At 35.7% G+C, this 19,661-nt stretch carries 20 protein-coding genes and 1 tRNA gene; 11 read left to right on the top strand and 10 right to left on the bottom strand.

Annotated features, from left to right (window positions below; genetic code table 11):
- Positions 1–342 precede the first annotated feature (342 nt).
- The 3 genes from udk to QMO11_RS07270 all read right to left on the bottom strand — a co-directional run bounded on the left by udk (position 343) and on the right by QMO11_RS07270 (position 5,800).
- Positions 343–960 carry a uridine kinase gene (gene udk, locus QMO11_RS07260; RefSeq protein WP_282036686.1) on the bottom strand — a complete coding sequence of 206 codons (618 nt, stop codon included), beginning with the start codon at positions 958–960 and terminating at the stop codon, positions 343–345.
- A 160-nt stretch (positions 961–1,120) separates the two neighbouring features.
- Positions 1,121–3,691 carry a phosphoenolpyruvate carboxylase gene (locus QMO11_RS07265; protein WP_075603513.1) on the bottom strand — a complete coding sequence of 857 codons (2,571 nt, stop codon included), beginning with the start codon at positions 3,689–3,691 and terminating at the stop codon, positions 1,121–1,123.
- Between the two features lie 399 nt (positions 3,692–4,090).
- Complete coding sequence (locus QMO11_RS07270) at positions 4,091–5,800, bottom strand: glutamine--tRNA ligase/YqeY domain fusion protein (RefSeq protein WP_282036687.1); 1,710 nt, start codon at positions 5,798–5,800, stop codon at positions 4,091–4,093.
- 415 nt (positions 5,801–6,215) lie between these two features.
- On the opposite strand from QMO11_RS07270, the gene folB reads away from it, so the two are divergent.
- Positions 6,216–6,572 carry a dihydroneopterin aldolase gene (gene folB / locus QMO11_RS07275; RefSeq protein WP_282036688.1) on the top strand — a complete coding sequence of 119 codons (357 nt, stop codon included), beginning with the start codon at positions 6,216–6,218 and terminating at the stop codon, positions 6,570–6,572.
- A 134-nt stretch (positions 6,573–6,706) separates the two neighbouring features.
- Positions 6,707–6,778, top strand: a tRNA-Cys gene (locus tag QMO11_RS07280).
- A 426-nt stretch (positions 6,779–7,204) separates the two neighbouring features.
- Here QMO11_RS07280 and QMO11_RS07285 read toward each other — a convergent pair.
- Positions 7,205–7,603 (bottom strand): NUDIX hydrolase, encoded by a 399-nt coding sequence (locus QMO11_RS07285; protein WP_282036689.1) that lies wholly within the window; start codon positions 7,601–7,603, stop codon positions 7,205–7,207.
- Between the two features lie 255 nt (positions 7,604–7,858).
- Here QMO11_RS07285 and mbhE point away from each other — a divergent pair, with 255 nt between their 5' ends.
- From mbhE to QMO11_RS07325, 8 genes are all read left to right on the top strand, one after another.
- Positions 7,859–10,162, top strand: coding sequence for a hydrogen gas-evolving membrane-bound hydrogenase subunit E (mbhE, locus tag QMO11_RS07290; protein WP_282036690.1), 2,304 nt, complete (start codon positions 7,859–7,861; stop codon positions 10,160–10,162).
- Positions 10,159–10,575, top strand: a complete 417-nt coding sequence (locus QMO11_RS07295; protein WP_282036691.1) for an MnhB domain-containing protein — start codon at positions 10,159–10,161, stop codon at positions 10,573–10,575. The genes mbhE and QMO11_RS07295 overlap by 4 nt, the downstream gene beginning before the upstream one ends.
- Entirely contained in the window at positions 10,575–10,919 is a 345-nt protein-coding gene (locus tag QMO11_RS07300) for an NADH-quinone oxidoreductase subunit K (protein WP_075603507.1), read from the top strand. The genes QMO11_RS07295 and QMO11_RS07300 overlap by 1 nt, the downstream gene beginning before the upstream one ends.
- Before the next feature lie 3 nt (positions 10,920–10,922).
- Entirely contained in the window at positions 10,923–12,413 is a 1,491-nt protein-coding gene (locus QMO11_RS07305) for a proton-conducting transporter transmembrane domain-containing protein (RefSeq protein ID WP_282036692.1), read from the top strand.
- 5 nt (positions 12,414–12,418) lie between these two features.
- Positions 12,419–12,751 (top strand): Na+/H+ antiporter subunit E, encoded by a 333-nt coding sequence (locus tag QMO11_RS07310; protein WP_282036693.1) that lies wholly within the window; start codon positions 12,419–12,421, stop codon positions 12,749–12,751.
- A 1-nt stretch (position 12,752) separates the two neighbouring features.
- Complete coding sequence (locus QMO11_RS07315; RefSeq protein ID WP_083634490.1) at positions 12,753–13,040, top strand: monovalent cation/H+ antiporter complex subunit F; 288 nt, start codon at positions 12,753–12,755, stop codon at positions 13,038–13,040.
- Positions 13,033–13,323 carry a monovalent cation/H(+) antiporter subunit G gene (gene mnhG, locus QMO11_RS07320; RefSeq protein WP_282036694.1) on the top strand — a complete coding sequence of 97 codons (291 nt, stop codon included), beginning with the start codon at positions 13,033–13,035 and terminating at the stop codon, positions 13,321–13,323. The genes QMO11_RS07315 and mnhG overlap by 8 nt, the downstream gene beginning before the upstream one ends.
- 321 nt (positions 13,324–13,644) lie before the next feature.
- A complete protein-coding gene (locus tag QMO11_RS07325) occupies positions 13,645–13,839 on the top strand; it encodes a YwbE family protein (RefSeq protein WP_075603503.1) in 195 nt (64 codons plus the stop codon).
- Positions 13,840–13,921: 82 nt separating this feature from the next.
- Here QMO11_RS07325 and QMO11_RS07330 read toward each other — a convergent pair whose 3' ends face one another.
- The 6 genes from QMO11_RS07330 to yihA form a co-directional block, all read right to left on the bottom strand.
- Positions 13,922–14,479 (bottom strand): DUF4924 family protein, encoded by a 558-nt coding sequence (locus QMO11_RS07330; protein WP_282036697.1) that lies wholly within the window; start codon positions 14,477–14,479, stop codon positions 13,922–13,924.
- A 60-nt stretch (positions 14,480–14,539) separates the two neighbouring features.
- Positions 14,540–14,932, bottom strand: coding sequence for an RNA-binding S4 domain-containing protein (locus QMO11_RS07335; RefSeq protein ID WP_075603501.1), 393 nt, complete (start codon positions 14,930–14,932; stop codon positions 14,540–14,542).
- A gap of 13 nt (positions 14,933–14,945) precedes the next feature.
- Entirely contained in the window at positions 14,946–15,509 is a 564-nt protein-coding gene (gene pth / locus QMO11_RS07340; RefSeq protein WP_282036698.1) for an aminoacyl-tRNA hydrolase, read from the bottom strand.
- Positions 15,510–15,638: 129 nt separating this feature from the next.
- Complete coding sequence (locus QMO11_RS07345) at positions 15,639–16,223, bottom strand: 50S ribosomal protein L25/general stress protein Ctc (RefSeq protein ID WP_282036699.1); 585 nt, start codon at positions 16,221–16,223, stop codon at positions 15,639–15,641.
- 172 nt (positions 16,224–16,395) lie between these two features.
- On the bottom strand, positions 16,396–17,334 hold the full coding sequence (locus QMO11_RS07350) for a ribose-phosphate pyrophosphokinase (RefSeq protein ID WP_075603498.1): 939 nt from the start codon (positions 17,332–17,334) through the stop codon (positions 16,396–16,398).
- 194 nt (positions 17,335–17,528) lie between these two features.
- Complete coding sequence (yihA, locus tag QMO11_RS07355; protein ID WP_075603497.1) at positions 17,529–18,131, bottom strand: ribosome biogenesis GTP-binding protein YihA/YsxC; 603 nt, start codon at positions 18,129–18,131, stop codon at positions 17,529–17,531.
- Positions 18,132–18,229: 98 nt separating this feature from the next.
- Here yihA and QMO11_RS07360 point away from each other — a divergent pair, with 98 nt between their 5' ends.
- A complete protein-coding gene (locus QMO11_RS07360; protein WP_282036700.1) occupies positions 18,230–19,213 on the top strand; it encodes a type I phosphomannose isomerase catalytic subunit in 984 nt (327 codons plus the stop codon).
- Positions 19,214–19,661: the final 448 nt, after the last annotated feature.

Raw genomic sequence — 19,661 nt, forward strand, 5'->3', positions numbered from 1 at the left:
CTGTGGAGGCGTAGGGCAATTTATCCCCTTCTAGGGGTTATTTCAATGCCCCATCCTTTGGGTGGGGATCTTTTACTAATGTGAGCAGCCCAATGCTTAACTGCAGAAGCGAGTTGCGCCAATGTAAATGGTACTCCGGTTAAGGTAAGATGCTTTTGTATGGGATGTAGAAGGTCTTGTATGCATTGCGGAATGCTTTGCATTCAATGTAGAACGCCTTGTAAGCACTACGAAATGGCTTGTAAGTAGTGCGTATCCCTTTGCAAAACTTACACAATAAGATGTAAGAAGTGCAGAGGGCTTTGTAACTATCTTCTAACACTTATAATGATAAGTAGTATACTAAGAATACTTTTCAATATTCTGCTGTAAGTACTCCTTCAGCATATTTATGGCTACAGTATTATTTCCGCCTTGTGGCACTATAATATCAGCATAGCGTTTTGTGGGCTCAATAAACTGGTTATGACTAGGCTTTACCGTTCTTTTGTAGCGCGATAATACCGCCTCAACATCACGACCGCGCTCTACAATATCGCGTGAAATAACTCGCGATAAGCGATCATCGGCATCGGCATCTACAAATATTTTCAGATCCATTAAATCTCTCAGAGGTTTATGATTAAGAATAAGAATACCCTCTAGTATGATCACTTTACAAGGTTGTACCTCAATAACTTCGGCCTGACGCGTACAGGTAAGGTAGGAGTAGGTGGGTTGCAAAACCGGATTTCCATTCTTTAGCGCCTTTAGTTGATCCACAATTAAATCAAATTCGATACTATCAGGATGATCAAAATTAATCTGCTTTCGTTCCTCCATCGGAATATGACTACTATCTCTATAATAGGAATCTTGCGGTATAACGGTTATTTGCGCTTGCGGCAATTGTTCAATAATCTTTTTTACCACCGTTGTTTTTCCACTTCCAGTTCCTCCTGCTATCCCTACTACTAACATGCAAATTCTATTGTTTTGATTTAAAGTCGCAAAAATACTAAAAGCAATGATACTAGCCTACAGTTCTTTGTTAAGGAAATTAAATTGCGGTTTGCTTTGGGTAAAAAAAAGCGGAGCTACTTGTTTGTAACTCCGCTTTTGTATTTTAAAAACTTATTGTTTACGCTGAATTTCTACTGGCATTAATGTTACCAAACATGGCGCGAATAACCATTTTCTCGAATGCTTCCAATGGAATTTCTTCGTTGCCATTTTTGGCTTCCTGAATTTTCATTAGGGCGTATTGTTGTATAATTAAAAGTGGTAATACAACGCGCTCGCGCAACTGAATACTCATTTGGCTACGCTTGTTATCGTCGAGCAGCTCAGGCATTTCAGAAACTTTTAATACCATTTCTTTGGTAAGCTCAAATTCAGCTAGTAGCGATTTCCAGAATTCGCCATATACCTTGTTGTTGGCCAAATAACTGGTTAGCTCAAAGCTTGTTTTCTTCATACTCTGCATGCTGTTGGCAAGTAGTGTTTTAAAGAATACCGAATCGTTGTATAGCTTTTTAACCTCGTCGAGATTTCCTTTTTCTTCTTGCTCTTTAAGGGCAGTTCCTAATCCGAAGAAGCCTGGTACGTTTTGTTTTAACTGACTCCAAGCACCCACGAATGGAATGGCACGTAAATCGTCGAGCGTAATTTTACCGCCGCCACCACGCTTACTTGGTCTACTACCAATGTTGGCTTTTCCGTAGTGGGTAAGTGTACTCACCTCTTCAAGATAAGGTAGGAATAGCTCGTTCTCTTTAAGCGAAATGTATTTTTTGTAACTCGCCTCTGCCATTTCTTCGATAAACTGATGTTGTGTATCGTCTACTTGGTTTTGAGGCTTGCTGTATAATTTATTGCTTAATCCGGCCGAAATCAGATAACCTAAGTTATGTGCCGCAGCTTCTTTAATACCATAGTGCGAACTAATGGTTTGCCCTTGAATGGTTAATTGAATTTGGCTGCTTTCGATGTTTTTACCCATGGCGGCATAAAAACGGTGTGCATTACCACCACCACGAGCAGGAGGTCCACCACGTCCGTCGAAGAACATTACTTCAACATCGTTATTACGCGATGTGGCTGTGATGCTTTCTTTGGCCGAGAAAATAGCCCAGTTGGCCATTAGGTATCCACCATCTTTAGTTCCATCAGAGAAACCTAGCATTACAGTTTGCTTGTTGTTGCGCTCCTGTAGGTGCTTTTTGTAGGTAGGGTTAGAATATAATATTTGCATGGCGTCGCCGGCAAATTTAAGGTCGTCGATGGTTTCGAAAAGCGGAACGATATCTACGTTAAGTGCTTGGTAGCCCCATCCGCAAATGCGCAATAGTGCCAACACGCGGGCCACATCAATTGGTCCACGACAGTTACTAATAATGTAACGGTGCGCACCCATTTGTCCGTTTGTTTTCTGAATTTCTTTGATAACCCCAAACGATGCTACGGTATCTTTAACAATGTCATCTTCAAATACGGTGGCATCAACAGCACCCTTGGCGTTCATGAGCAATTGTATTTGCTCTTTCTCGTCCAAGTCAAAAATATTGGCCGGAAGAATATCAGGATATTTCTTAATAACCTCCTTAAGTGCATTGGCAATAATACGGCTATCCTGACGAATATCGATACTAGCCATATGGAAACCGAACTGCTGTACTTTGCGTTTAAACGATTGTAATTTTTCTACAAATAGCCCTTGGTGTTCTTCGATGATAGCAGTTTCTATCACCTCAATCTTAGCCATTAAATCATCGTAACAAACATTGTTTTTACCATCGGCATTGCCTAATTCTGCCTTAAGCATTTCTTCAAGTTCAACAATTTTATCGTGTACACCAGCAAAAGTAATTCTGCGTTTTAATTCGCGTACATCGTTATAATAACATTGTGTGGCTGTATTGCGCAGTTTGTAGGCAACTTCTTTGGTTGTGTCTACAGTTACAAATGGGTTACCATCTCTATCGCCACCAGGCCAAAAGCCTAATTGAATAAATTGGTTATTTGCAGCAAGGGCATCTTGGTAATCCTCCGCTGTTTTATCCAGTAACTCGCCAATGGCAGGGTAAAAAGTATCTTTCAGGTAAAATGCCAAACGGTTTGCCTCGTCGAGTGGAGTAGGCTTAATTTTTTGGAAGAATGGTGTTTTACCCAACTGTTGTAAAAGGTCTCTTATTAAACCTACTTCGCCTGCTTTAATGGCTTCCATTAAATCGGTAATAATGGCCAATACTTGCGAAGGGTAAAATTGCGTAGGATGCGCCGTAAGTACTATGCGTACACCAAACTCTTTAATAGCCTCTGCTAACTCGTCGGTTAAACCGGCTTTTTTAACTCTATCCGACATGGTAGCGTATGAGTTTTCGCCGTTAATACGGTGAATTTTGTTATACGCAGCATCTTCAAGTGCATCAATTAATACAATCTGACGCTCTATATATTGGATTACCTTAAATAGGAAGTCGTTCTTTTCGTCTTCGTTATATATTGCTTTGTGATCTTTAAAGAATTTATCGATGATGCTAACCGGGTCAACACCTTCTTTTAAACCTTTAACGCAATCTTTATACATTAGCGGGATTAAGTTCCCTGCCTTTTCTACTGCTTCAAGTTCAAGCGAAAGAAATAAACTGTTGTACAGTTGATATTTCAGTTCAATCTCTTCTTGATAGGATTTTTCAATTTGAGTGCTCATGTGGTAATTGTTTTTATTTCAAATGAAATACTGTTTTTTGGTATTATATACTCAATTAGCTTTTCATGCTAAAAGAGCTATGTACAAATCTAAATACTATGTTTTTGTAATGCAATGCTATTGTTTATCAAATAGGTTAAATATTTGAACGAATTGTTAATATTCTTCATTAATAATATCAATCATTTGATGGTGTTTTTGCTATAAATAACATCTGCTACCTACCTTAACAAATAAACCGCTTACTAGTTTAATGGGAGGCTTTTATAAATTTCCGCAATGATAATATTTAGTGATTGTTTCTTTGCTGACTTTCGGCAGGTGTTGTGATTTTGTGGGTATAAACGAAACAAGGCCAGCGAAACGCTAGCCTTGTTGTAAAATATGGTGTTTTATTCTTTACTTCTTTTTAGCCCAACCGTCTTTTAAGGCAACGGTTCTGTTAAAAATCAATTTGTCGCTTGTTGAATCTTTATCAACACAGAAATAACCTACACGCTGAAATTGGAATTGATCCAATGGTTTTGCTTCTGTTAACGAAGGCTCAACCTTAGCTGTGATGGTTTTTAACGAATCTTTATTGATAAAATCTAAGTGATCGGCATCCTTTTGTGCTGCCGGAGCTTCGTGATTATATAAACGATCGTAAACTCTAACCTCAGCATCAACTGCATGAGCGGCAGAAACCCAGTGGATAACTCCTTTAATTTTACGATCTACTGTTGTTGCTCCACTCTTAGTTTCAGGATCGTAAGTAGCATATAGCTCTTCTATATTTCCGTTCTCATCCTTTTTTAAGCCTGTGCAGGTAATTGCATAAGCTGCTTTTAAGCGCAACTCTTTACCAACAGTTAAACGGAAGAACTTTTTAGGTGCATCTTCCATAAAATCATCACGTTCAATATATACCTCACGTGAGAATGGTAGCTTACGCGATCCCATCGACTCATCTTCAGGGTTGTTGATAATATCAACATACTCTTCTTGTCCTTCTGGGTAGTTGGTGATGATTAATTTAATAGGATCAACCACAGCGTTTACACGTGCTGCTTTTTTATTTAAGTCTTCGCGAATACAGCTTTCTAGTAGGGCAACATCAATAACGCCATCTCTACGAGCTACACCAACTTTATCAGCAAAAGTACGGATTGATTCAGGTGTATATCCTCTTCGGCGTAAGCCAGAAACGGTAGGCATACGTGGGTCATCCCATCCTGATACAATATTTTTTTCCACTAGCTCTAGTAACTTACGCTTACTCATAACTGTATAGTTAAGGTTTAAGCGCGCAAATTCTATTTGTCGTGGTCTTACTCTATCTTTTAGGCTTGCGTCAGCCTCAATAATTTGTGTTAAAAACCAATCGTAAAGTGGTCTGTGCACTTCAAACTCTAGCGTACAGATAGAGTGCGTAATGCCTTCGATAAAATCTTCTTGTCCGTGCGCAAAATCGTACATAGGGTATACACACCACTTATTGCCAGTACGGTGATGATCGCTATGAATGATACGGTACATTAAAGGATCGCGCATGTGCATATTTGGCGATGTCATATCAATTTTAGCACGCAATACTTTTTCTCCTGCTTTGAACTCACCATTTTTCATGCGTTCAAACAAGTCGATATTTTCTTCTACTGAACGATTTCTAAACGGACTTTCGGTACCCGGTGTTGTTGGTGTTCCTTTTTGGCTAGCGATAGTTTCTGCCGATTGGTCATCAACATATGCTTTGCCATTTTTAATTAAGGCAACAGCCCACGCGTATAACTGATCGAAATAGTCAGAAGCAAATTTAGCTTCGCCAGGCCAATCAAAACCTAACCATTGCACATCTTCTTTAATGCTATCTACATACTCCACATCTTCCTTAACCGGATTTGTATCGTCGAAACGCAAGTTACAAGCGCCACCAAACTGCTGACCTAAACTAAAGTTAAGACAAATAGATTTTGCATGTCCAATGTGTAAATATCCATTTGGTTCAGGAGGGAATCTAGTTAAAACTGCTCCTCCGTTTTTATTCTCGGTCAAGTCTTTATCTATCTCTTGATGGATAAAATTTGTTTTTACTGTTTCCGATGAGGCGTCTACTTGCTCTTTGTTCATAGGTGCTATATCGTGTGTTTATAATCTAAATTAAAATGAAACATCAGAGCTTAATATATGTTAGCTCTTTTGTTGACTTGCAAAAATAAAGCTTTTGCCATTATAATGGGATGATTTTTTACCTAAATAATATTAATTACATAGCTAATAAGTCATTTATTTATGATTCTAGGCTTTTTTATTGTAGAAGTTGTTTAAAGTTGTATCGAAAATCTGCGAGTAACATCTTGATTTCATTGACTTCAGCTAATTTTTATTCCGTAGCTACTGCTATGCAATAAAAAATTGAGTTTTGCCACTGATAACCAATCTGTCACTCTCGTTATTCCCCTACAACCTTAAACGACTTCGTGGAAGTTGATTTGTGAATGCGTAAATATTTTAAATAACTTTGTGAAGAAATAAAAAAACAAATATGCAAAAGGGAATAATTGAGCTTGAGGAGATGGAGTTTTATGCATACCATGGTTGCTTTAAAGAAGAGCAAGTGGTAGGTAATCGTTTTATTGTTAATATGGCAATTTCAGTGGATGTAACTAAGGCCATGAAAAGTGATAGTATTTATGATGCGCTGAATTATGTTGAGGTTTACGAGATAACAAAAGAACAAATTAAACAGAACTCGCATTTATTGGAGCATTTAACCGATAGGATTGTAACTGCAATTAAAGCAAAGTTCGATTATATTGATTGGTTGCGTGTAAAAGTTTCAAAAATGAACCCTCCGATGGGTGGGCAAATGAAGGCGGTTAGTGTTACTTTAGAGCGATAATTCACACGGCTAGAACTTTTTTTGTCTAAATAGGTGCTGATTCAGAATGGGTTCGGAGTTCTGCTTTTAAAAAGTGAATATATTGTTTGGTAGTGGCATAAATATTTACTTATTTTGCCAACCGAAACAAACAGGGTTCCTTGGCCGAGTGGCTTAGGCACTGGTCTGCAAAACCAGTTACGGCGGTTCGAATCCGCCAGGAACCTCAAAAGTTTAAAGGCTTGAAGTTATTACTTCAGGCCTTTTTTTATGCAATTAAGTGTAGCAAAATCCGCGCCTGCGGAGGAGTGCTTTAATATCAAATGTTTTTATTGCTTTGCTTAAGAATTTCGGATTGCGATTTTTTGGTTTTTTGGAATGACTTAAGGGTAGATTTAAAGGCCTTAGAAATTGCATAGGTATGGCGTAATTTTTCCTTACCTATGCAATTTATTTTCCATAGGTAAGGAATTTTTATTGCGTACCTATGGAATATTTCTTCCGTAGGCAAGGAGTTTTTGTGGCGGACTTATGGCTTATGCAGGCTTGGCTTAGCAATTGGAGCGGCATCCTTTGCGAGCCCATTATGGCGAGTAAAGATATAGCGGAAAGTGCGACCCGCAGGGGAAGCCCCAAATATTCATTTATAGTTATTAATCTATTTCTCCTTTTTGTTTTAGGAATTCGAATATCTTTTTGCTGGCTTCGGAGATGATATCGAGATTGGAATTATTTAACCATCGGAGCTCTTCAATTTCGTTGGCTGGTTTTAAGTTACCCGTATATTCGGCGGTGTAACAAGTAATTTTTACCAAAACACCATCTGCTTTTCCATCGGCGGGGGCCTTAAAGGTACCGAGGTATTTAATGGTATTTGTGTTAATATTTATGCTCAGCTCTTCGTGTAACTCTCTGGTGAGGGTTTGTTCGTCTGTTTCGCTGGCTTCTCTTTTTCCGCCGGGTAAATAGAATTTTAGTTTTCCTTTGGATCTTACGTGAAGTATTTGTCGGTTTTTGATTTCGATGAGTGCTATTTTATCAATTTCTTTCATTGAGTGTATTTTTTAATTGGTGTTTAGTCGTGCGTTAAAGGGCACTAATATAAGATATTAAGTCTGTTGTCAATAATGTGTTTTTGGGCCGTGTTTAGCGCTCAAAAAAGTACTGAATTAGATGATTTAAATAATTTTTAGTCTTAAATTAGAGAGAACCGACAAGATAAAAACATTATTGTATAGAACCTCAACATCCTGCCACAGGATACTTTGCTTTATTGTTGAAATAGGAGTGGTAATAAATTGTGGATTATGATTTTAGTACTTATTCTATATTTGTTGTTGGCTTTTGCTTTGTTTTTGATACCTAAAAAGGTATCGAAATATACTCCTGTTTTTATTGCTCTTGTACAATTATTGGTATTCGGAATGTTTTTGAGTTTCTTACCCGATATACAAAACGGAAAAACGATTCGATCGCTTGTTGAATGGATGCCTCGCTTGGGTTTAAACCTTGAGTTTACATTGGATGGCTTGAGTATGGTATTTGTGTTACTGATAACCTTTATTGGTTTTTTGGTTTTTATATATGCTAAAACTTACATGAGTTCTTACCAAGGAACTACTCGTTTTTATTTCTACTTACTTCTGTTTAGTGCCTCCATGCTAGGGTTGGTACTCTCTTCAAACTTTATTCAAATGTTTATTTTTTGGGAGCTAACTAGTATTTTATCCTTTTTACTGATCAGCTTTTTTAATGAGAATGAACAAGCGCGTAAAGCGGCATTCCAATCCTTATTTGTTACGGGCTTAGGTGGTTTGTGCTTGTTGGTAGCAATAATACTTATAGGAAGTATAGTGGGTAGTTATTCATTAACTGATTGGATAGATAAGGCTGAACTAATAAAAAATGATGGGAAATACTTACCCATATTATTATTAGTGCTTGCCGGAGTGTTTACCAAATCAGCACAATTTCCTTTTCATTTTTGGTTGCTAGGAGCCATGCAAGCACCCACACCAGTTAGTGCATATCTTCATTCAGCTACTATGGTAAAAGCGGGTATATTTTTATTGGCTCGCTTGTATCCAATATTAGGCGGAACGCAAGAGTGGATTAATATTATCACTCCCGTTGGAGCCATTACTATGCTTATAGGTGCTTATTTAGCCATTACCCAAATAGATATAAAACAAATATTTGCCTATACCACAATAAGTGCACTTGGTATATTGGTGGTGTTATTTGGTATAAGTACTGAATTATCTATTAAGGCAGCCTTTGTATTTTTATTTGTTCATGCTTTTTATAAAGCATCCTTATTTATGCTAGCGGGTTATTTTGTGAAATTAACAGGATCGAGAATCATCAATAGTTATGAAGGGATATTAAAAAAGAATCCATTGGGACTTATTATTGTAGCTGTTGCCCTATTATCAATGGCTGGCATTCCGCCTATGTTTGGTTTTATTGGTAAGGAGTTAATTTACGAGGCTAAATTTGAGGCGCCTTGGTTATCATCATTGTTATTAATTCTGGGTATTTTAACCAATGTTCTAATGGTGGCGGTGTCATTGTTAGTTCTCTTTAAGTTGTATTTAGGTGAGGCTAAATTTGATTTAGGTGCAGCCACTAAAAAGTATAAGTTGTTATTAGTTAGTCCTGGTATACTGGCCGCTTTAAGTCTTGGGCTAGGTTTATTCCCAGATACACTTAGTGGAATTATTGAACCTGCACTATCATATATATACTCTGGCGAAGCAGTTATTAAACTAAAATTATGGCATGGCTTTAATACCATATTATTGCTAAGTGCTTTAACTATGCTTTTGGGAATCTTTTTGTTTGCACTTACTTATAAAAACAAAAGGTTAATTAAGGGGTGGCAACGCATGAATGTGAGGTTGTTTAGTATAAACTTTAACAGATCGTTTTCAAAAGGATTGAGTTCATTTATAAAAATTTCGGCAAAGAATACCCATTTTATTCAGCACGGTTATACCCGATATTACCTCACTACCATTATTGTTTTTAGTTCTCTGCTTCTCTTATTTCAATTATATATAACCAGAGGATGGGAAATAAATACCAATTTTAGTTTACAGCCTTATTACATATCTGGTGTGGTTTGTATTATAACGTTTTCATCGCTGATTAGCGTTTTTTCTAAAGATGGGCTTTTTACAATTACTGCAATGGCCGTAACCGGATATGGAATCTCCTTAATTTATTTATACTATAGTGCTGTTGATTTGGCAATTACCCAAATTATTGTAGAAACTTTAATGGTGGTAATGTTTGTACTTGTACTACGAAAGTTGCCAAAGTTTATAGTTGTGTCAAGCAGAGCCACTAAAATTAGAGATGGCATTATAGCCTTGACTTTCGGACTAATAATGGCCATGCTTGCTCTGAAGGCACTTAATGTGGATATCCATCCTTCTATAGCCGATTTCTTGGTGGAGAATAGTTATACAAAAGCACATGGAAAGAATGTGGTAAATGTGATATTAGTTGATTTTAGGGCTTTAGATACTCTGGGTGAAGTCACAGTGTTGGTGATTGCTGCCTTGGGCGTTTTTACTTTGTTGAATGTTAAAAAAGTAAGAAAATGAATTCAGTTATTCTACAAATAGCATCAAAGTACCTGCGGATATTGTTTTTAATGTTCGCTACTATCGCCTTGTTAAGAGGGCACAATCAACCAGGAGGTGGATTTATTGGAGGTTTGTTGGCTGCGCTTTATATTGTATTCAACACTTTGGCATTTACAAGTAAGCAAATTAAAGATCGCTTGAAAGTTAGTCCTGAGGTTTATATGGGTGTTGGGCTCTTATGTGTGTTATTGAGCTTTCTTCCTTCTGTACTATCAGGAGCTCCGTTAATGCAAGGTGTATGGGTTTCTTATTCTATTTCCGATTTTGAAGTAATAAAGTTAGGTACTCCATTATTATTCGATTTAGGGGTTTTTATTGCAGTGATGGGGGTTACGCTAATGTTTTTATTCACTCTTTCAACTCATAAGTGATGGAAATACTACTAGTAGCATTAATCGGATTATTATACGCAGGTGGGGTTTATCTTATTCTGAGGAGGAGTCTTCTGAAATTTATTATAGGTATTATTTTTTTAAGTAATGCCACCAACTTACTAGTATTTATTTCGGCAGGAATAGTTCATGGCAAGCCGGCATTCGTAACAGGTGGAGATGCAGACCCAAGTAGCATGGCTGATCCTTTACCTCAGGCCTTGGTACTAACCGCAATAGTAATTGGTTTTGGCATTGTAATTTTTACCCTAGCCTTAAAATCAAAATTTTACAGTGTAACTGATAAAGACGATTCAGATGAAATAAAGGAAACAGATATTTAAAATATGACAGAAATAGTATTGCCCATATTGTTGCCATTTGCCCTTATAATACTTCTTGTATTTATAAGAAAGGTAAACTATGCCAAATGGATTGGAATAATAGGGAGTGCTCTAATAGCTATTGTAGCCATCTATATATTTATCAATACCCTTAATAATGGAGTTTTGGTTTTGTATGTGGGCGGGTGGAAAGCTCCGTATGGGATTACTCTGGTAGTAGATATGCTTAGTGGTATAATGTTAGTAGTTACTTCATTTTTGGTGCTTTCTATTTCTATTTATGCATATCATTTTATAAAAAACAACAAGCAATTCTCTAGGTTCTTTCTCTTTTTCTTTGCCTTAATTATGGGTGTAAATGGAACTTTTGTAACCGGCGATATATTTAATTTTTATGTTTGGTTAGAGGTAATAATGCTGTCTTCTTTTGTGTTGATAACCATGGGGTCGGAGAAGAAGCAACTTGAGGGCGGTATCAAATATATGGCCTTAAACCTTATTGCATCTTTATTCTTTTTAGCTGGTATAGGACTACTGTATGGTAAAACCGGAACGCTGAATATGGCTCACTTGGCCAAAATACTAACCAACGATCAGCAGTCCCTCTTTATGAATACTTCGGCCATGTTATTCTTTATTGCTTTGGGAATTAAGGCAGCTATCTTTCCTTTGTTCTTTTGGCTGCCTGCCTCATATCATACGGCTAATATTACTGTAACCTCTCTTTTTGCAGGTATATTAACTAAGGTTGGTGTTTACGCTTTCATACGATTTTTCACTTTGTTTTTTGTGCAAGATGCTTACTTCTGGCATAACTTATTGTTAATATGTGCCGGTTTTACCATGGTTATTGGAGGTATGGCGGCATCTATTCAGTATGATGTTCGTCGCATATTATCCTATCATATAATTAGTCAAATTGGCTATATGATTATGGGCTTAGGTATCTATACGCCATTGGCTATTGCAGGGGCAATCTTTTTTACGGTTCACAATATGATAGCTAAAACCAACACCTTTTTGGTATCAGGCATTATGAATAAGCTTAAAGGTACTTTTGACCTTAAGAGTATGGGTTCATTATTAAAAGAACAGCCCTTGTTAGCGGTGTTGTTCATAATTCCAGCTTTTGCACTAGCTGGCATTCCTCCGCTATCTGGCTTCTTTGCCAAGTTTATACTAATTAAATCGGGTATTGAAGATGGGCACTATGTTATTATAGCAATAGCAGTGCTAACTTCGTTACTCACATTATATTCTATGATAAAAATATGGAGTGAAGCCTTTTTGAAAAAACAGCCTGATGCTATCACAATACCCAATAATGAGCCAATAGGCTTTACAGTTTTTATACCCTCTATAATGTTGGCTTTGGGTAGTGTTTTATTGGGAGTATTTGCAGCATCATTTTTTGATTTAACAATGGAGGCTGCTAGGCAGTTAATGGAACCTAGTGAGTATATTAATGCAGTATTAGGTGCAGATGTAAAATAATTATTATGAAGATCTTTATAAAGTCATATCGTATCGTAATGTTTCTGTTGTATTATATATTCAAAATGTTGCAAGCTAACTTATCAATAGCTTTTGATATTTTAAGTCCTAAAATGAATACTAGCCCGGGTTTTATCGAGGTATTACTTCGCGTGAGCTCAAATAGAGATATATTACTATTTACAAACTTATTATCAATGACTCCAGGAACTCTAAGCGTTGATATTAATTCGGATCAGAATACTTTGCTTGTTCATTGCCTATATAATGAAGATAGGGAGGCGGTTGTGAATGAGATTGAACAGATGCAGGATAAAATACTAAAACTAACAGTATAGTATGGTAGGTACTGAAATTTTAAATATTGCTCAGCTAATAGGGTTTGTATTTTTGTTAGCAGCTCTTTTATTAGCCTTTATAAGGTTAATAAAGGGACCAACTATGCACGATCGTATTGTTGCAATGGATTTTATGGCATCAATAACCATGGGGTTTGTATTAATTTATAGTATCGCTATTAATAAAGGAATGTATGTTGATATAGCTATTATAATTTCACTGATATCATTTATAGGTACAGTTGCTATCTCAACTTTTTTAAAACATAAAAACAAGAATCATGAATGATATTATTATTTCAGTATTTATAGTGTTGGGATCCTTGTGGATATTAATTGCAGCCATTGGTTTGTTACGATTCAATGATTTATATAGCCGTGTACATGCGGCTACTAAGGCAACATCATTGGGCGTTTTACTTATTACATTGGGGGTTATTTTTTATTTCGATTATTGGGATGTACGACTAAAATCGATACTTATTATTTTATTTATTTACCTAACATCACCTTTGGCAGCCCATTCTATTGCCAAATCGTTTAGGGATAATTCGGGTTTTAAAGGAACTTAATAGTGCTTCAATGCAGTTATAACGCTATGTCTGATGTTTTCTTACCTATTTAGATGTTTAAAAATATTAATTTCGGATTGTGTTTACATATAATTAATATATTTGCACCCCAATTTTAACACATCGAACAATTATATACTTTCCATTGTATGTATTAGTATGAAAGGTGAGAAGGTGCAATATCTTCGAACTTATACTGCGCTATGTTGAATTGTTAGATTGATATTTTTAAGAGAATGAATTATATGGCTCGAAAATTGTTTTCGAGAATATATTGAGTGGAAAAAGCTTATAAATTAATTTTATTATAGATCACTTTTTATGGATTTTAGAGAAAGAAAGAACCTTAAAGCGGGAAGTAAGGTATCAATCTTGATGAAGCAAGATGAGAAGAATGGTGGACTAACCACAGGAGTTGTTAAAGAAGTTTTAACTGAAGAGTCGTTTCATTTAAAAGGAATCGAAGTTAAACTGAAAACAGGTCAAGTGGGTAGAGTAAGAGTTATTAAGCTTTAATCACAAATTTTCTCCTAATAAAAACGGCGCTAAGATTAAGTCTTAGCGCCGTTTTTGTATTTATGGAATTTTATTATTTCAATTAGTTTGCTTCCGGATCATATTCCTTCTCAGCCTTTTGCTCATCGTGGTATTTTCCACTTAAAAATGCTAAAAAGTTGCTGAATGATTTAACAGCTTCTGCTGTTCCTTTAGATACTTCTTTACCTTGTAGTTTTAATAAAAACTGACTGTAGATTGCAGTTAGGCAACATTCTATTTCATTACTTAGCTTTTTACCTGTTTTCTCATCAAACTCAGTAATAAAAGGAAGAGTAGCATTGTAAATATGGCGGTACGCAATTTCTTTAGTATCCTTAAGTAACTCTAGATGCAAACGGTTAAGGTCATTCACAGTGTTAATAATTGCTTGTATGTGACCTTTTTCTATCTTTTGCTCCACTTTGAGCATTTCAATTAGGTTATCGTACCACTCAATAGTTTCGTTTAACTCATCTCCACTTATATTGTATTGCGGTATAATATTTTCTTTGATGGCTTCTATATTTAATTCGTAGGCACGTATTAAATCTTCAACTTGCCACATATATAAGATGTACTCAACTATATTGGTTTCTTTTTTTTCTCTTGCAACTATCATAATAACTGGTCTTTTAATACTTTAACTAATACTGAGGAATTAACTGTGTTGAGTGATACATTAAAAATCCCAATCATCAACTTCCATTTTATCAATATCTCTGCGGTCTTTTTTCGTAGGTCTACCTAATCCTTTGCGTCTGCCCATGGCATTGGTTAGTCGCGTCATTTCCATAATTTCTAATTGCTCATCCGTAGTTACTTCTTTCATGAAATCAGGAACTAACTTGGCACCCATTCTTTTTCCACTTAAGGCTAACACCTTAAAGGATCGAGTAATGGGAGGAAACTTTACATCAATAACTAGTCCAACTTTAACAATTCTAGAGTTTTTAACAGGAAGTCCGCCAATTAAAACACGTCCTTTTTTTATGGCTTCAGCAGCCACACTACGTGTTTTAAAAACTCTAATGGCCCATAAATATTTATCTATTCTAATTCCTGAATCTTCCATAGCGCAGAGACCTTTATTTTTTATTATAAGCATTCATTGTTCTGGCTGGGCCAATGGTAGCAAAACCCTGAATCATTTTAATAGCAATATCAATAGGTTCGTGTAAGGCAGGTTCTTCGTCCTTAGTCCATTTACCCAAAACGTAATCTATTTGTTTACCACGAGAATAATTATCGCCAATGCCAAAACGGATGCGTGAGTAATTGGCATTGCCTAGGATTTCTTGAATGTTTTTTAGTCCGTTATGTCCGGCATCACTACCTTTTTGGCGCATACGAACCGAAGCAAACGGAAGTGCTAAATCATCAACAACAACCAATACATTCTCTTGGCTAATTTTTTCTTGTTGCATCCAATATCTCACAGCTTTCCCACTTAAATTCATATAAGTGCTTGGCTTTAGTAATATAATTGATTTGCCTTTATATTTATAAGTTGCTACGGCGCCATACCTTAGGTTCTCAAACTCCAATTTGGCTTCTTTAGCAAGTACATCAAGCACATCAAAACCAATGTTATGGCGTGTATTTTCGTATTCGCTACCGATATTTCCTAATCCTACAACTAAGTATTTCATTATTAATTAATCGATGTTCTGTGATTTTTTAAGATGATGCAAAAGTAACGCTTGTTAGCTATGTATCAAAATAAGAAAAGCCTCCATATAAAATATGAAGGCTTTTTGATTTTATAATTGTTGTTACAATTATGCTTCTTCTTCGCCACCAGCTTGTTGAGCAGCACGTGCAGCACGTGTTAACTTAACAGCAGCAACTACAGAGTTTTTAGCATTTAATAACTCCAAGTTCTCAAAAGATAATTCACCAACTTGTACTGACGTACCTAAAGTAAGGTGGTCAATTTTGATGTTTAATGTATCAGGTAAGTTAGCAGGTAAAGCTTTTACTTTAAGTTTACGTTGCTCAAGAGATAATCTACCCCCTTGTTTAACACCTTCTGCAAAACCTTCTAATGTAACAGGGATTTCAATAACAACAGGCTTGTCGTTAGAAATTTGTAAGAAGTCAGCGTGTAATACTTTATCTGATACTGGGTGGAATTGAACGTCTTGCATAACAGCATCAACTTTCTCTCCATCAAGATCAAGGCTTACAAGGTATACATTTGGAGTATAGATTAATTTGTTCACTTGCTTTTCATCAATTGCAAAGTGAGCAACTTCTTTACCACCATATAATACAGCAGGTACTTTGTCTTCAGCACGAATAGCTTTGGCAGCTTTTTTGCCAATAACGTCTCTTTTAGAGCCTTTTAATTCAATTTTTTGCATTTTCTTATTTTTTTGTGCTACTCAAAATAAACGATTGATTATGAGTTTGTTTATTTCCCATCACACGTTTTTGCCTTAAGGCGGCGCAAAGATAGATAAAAGTTTGTAATCTACCTAGTTCAATACAATTATTGGATATAAAAAAAGGGAGCTTTTAAAGCTCCCTTATATTTTATATTAAAAACTGATTACTAATTGATTTGTAGTAATACACCTTTTCAATTGTATCGGCAATAAGCTCAGCTACCGATAAAACCTTAATTTTATCAATATTCTGAGTTAATGGAATAGAGTCAGTAACAAATACTTCTTCCAAGGCAGAGTTATTAATGTTATCATATGCAGCTCCAGATAAAACTGGGTGAGTAGCCATAGCTCTTACGCTTAATGCACCTTCACTTTTCATAACATCAGCAGCCTTTGATAAAGTACCTGCAGTGTCAATCATGTCATCTACAATAATTACATTTTTCCCTTTTACGTCTCCAATAACGCGCATTTCGCTGACAACATTTGCTTTAGCTCTTGATTTGTGACAAATAACCATTGGCACATCTAAGAATTTTGCATAAGTATTAGCTCTTTTAGAACCACCTGCATCAGGAGAAGCTATAACTAAGTTATCTAAGTTTAAGCTTTTGATGTGTGGTAAAAAGATTGAACTTGCATATAAGTGATCAACCGGAAGGTTAAAGAAACCTTGAATTTGATCGGCATGTAAGTCCATTGTGATTAGTCGGTCAATCCCTGCGGCAGTAAGCATATCGGCAGCTAATTTAGCACCAATAGATACGCGCGGTTGATCTTTTCTATCCTGACGAGCTAATCCAAAGTAAGGAATAACTGCAACTACCTTGTAAGCCGAAGCTCTTTTGGCAGCGTCAATCATCATTAACAATTCCAACAAATTATCCGCTGGTGGAAATGTAGATTGAATCAAGAATACGTGTGAACCACGAATCGTTTCTTGAAAAGCAACAGCAAATTCTCCGTCGCTAAAATCTAATTTTTTGATGTTCCCTAAATCCCTTCCGGAATAATGGCTAATTTTTTCACTTAGGTATTTTGATGAAGTACCCGTAAAAATCTTAATGGGAGCTTTTGGTGGCATTGTACTTAATTGTTTATCAGTTATTATTCAGAAATATATCGCAAAGATATAAATTTCATGATTTGTTAATAAAACTAGGTCTTATTTATAATCATTATATCTTTTTTGTATTATTAATCTGCTAGCATTTAGCTTATTGGGCTAGGAGCGGAATGTTAACTTTTTATTATTAATTAAGCAGTAGATCTGAGAAATTATTTTTCCCAACTCTGGTTAACCTCTTCAATAAAGGTTAATATTTCATCTTTTCCTAAGCTTTTTGTGGCAGATGAAATAAAATAAGGAGGTGTTTCTTCCCAAGTTTCGAGCAATGCAGCTTGGTAATCGTGCACTGATTCCTGAATTTGCTCGTCGCGCAATTTATCAGCTTTGGTAAATACAATAACAAACGGAATACCCCAATTGCCAATCTTCTCCATAAAATCTAAATCAACCTTCTGAGGCTTATGGCGAATATCTATTAAAACAAAAAGGCACATTAAATTTGCTCTGTGTCTTAAATATCCATCTATCAGTCCTTGAAAAGCTTTACGCTCCGTCTTACTAACTTTTGCGTAACCATAACCGGGTAAATCAACCAAAAACCATTCTTCGTTAATGTCAAAGTGGTTAACCAACTGTGTTTTACCAGGTGTAGATGAGGTTTTTGCTAAAGCTTTTTTATCGCATAGCATGTTTATTAATGATGATTTACCAACATTAGAGCGGCCTATAAATGCGTATTCGGGCTTTTTAGGCTCAGGACATTGATTGGCTTTTGCACTTGATTTATGAAATTCTGCTGACTTAATTTCCATTTGGATAATTTTTTGCAAAGATAACTTTATTAATTAATTTAGATTCAATTACAATGTAATTACATTTGTTACCCGGTAAACTAAAACACAATTATTATATGAGCACGCAATTATATCCCCTTAAATTTACCCCTATATTAAAAGATAAAATATGGGGTGGTAATAAATTAATGTCAGTTTTATCTAAAAATGGAAAAGGTGAGAGTTTAGGAGAATCATGGGAATTATCTGGTGTTGAAGGTGATGTTTCGGTAGTTTCAAATGGCTTTTTAAAAGGGAATAGCCTTGATGAACTTATTGAAATTTATATGGGCGATGTTGTAGGCGATGAGGTGTATAATAAGTTTGGAACTGAGTTTCCATTATTATTTAAATTTATTGACGCCACACAAGATTTATCTATTCAGGTGCATCCTAACGACGAATTGTCTGCCGAAAGGCATAATGCATACGGTAAAACAGAAATGTGGTATGTGCTTGATGCAGATGCAAATAGTCAATTAATTTCAGGTTTTAATAAAGAATCGAATAAAGAAGAGTACCTAGAAGCTCTTAAATCCGGTCAATTACTCAGCTTATTAAAATCACATTCGGTAAATTCTGGCGATGTTTTTTTTATACCTGCAGGTAATATTCATGCAATTGGCGCAGGTGTTTTACTGGCAGAAATACAGCAAACTAGCGATGTAACCTATCGTATTTATGATTACGACAGAAAAGATAGTGAGGGTAATTTAAGAGAGTTACATACGGATTTAGCTCTAGAAGCAAACGATTATAAAAGTAGTAATGACAAGGTTGCATATGAATTAAAAGTTGACGAAGCCGTTAACCTAGCAGAGTGTCCTTATTTTATTACTAATATAATTGATGTAAAAGATAGTTACGAAAGGGATGTTTATTTATTAAATTCTTTTGCGGTTTATATGTGTGTTGATGGTGAAGCAACCATCATTTACGATGAAGACAAAACTGAAGCGCTTGTAAAAGGTGAAACTGTTTTGATACCAGCAAGCCTGGGAGATATTTCTATTCATTCAAAAAAAGGTGCTAAGTTGCTTGAGGTTTATATCAAGAAGTAGTACTAAATAACTAATAGATTATATAGCCTCAAGTATTGAACTTGGGGCTTTTTTGTTTGTATTATTGTCTACATCTGTTTCATTATAAAGATGGATGATAATATATTATTGGTTCCAATTTTCAGTTTGCTGGGGAGTGATACAATTCTGAAAGTTATTATACTGATAATAAACAGGGCTTAAAGTCATATTTAATCCTAATAAAATTCACATCAAACTCAGATCAAACTCACGTTTACGTGAGTTTGATCTGAGTTTGATGTGTAGTTAATATGAATATTATCCAATGCAGAATATCCTTTGTATGGTATCTTACGTGAATTCTCTGGCTTCAATATCTGAAATTCATCAAATATTATTAAAACGTTTTAATAAAAATGGGTTTCTCAAAATTTGTTTATTCTATTTCTATTTGCATGGCCTAACCAAATCTGCCCGATTGTAAAAT

It is taken from the genome of Saccharicrinis aurantiacus, from assembly GCF_947489045.1.
Lineage (GTDB): Bacteria > Bacteroidota > Bacteroidia > Bacteroidales > Marinilabiliaceae > Saccharicrinis > Saccharicrinis aurantiacus.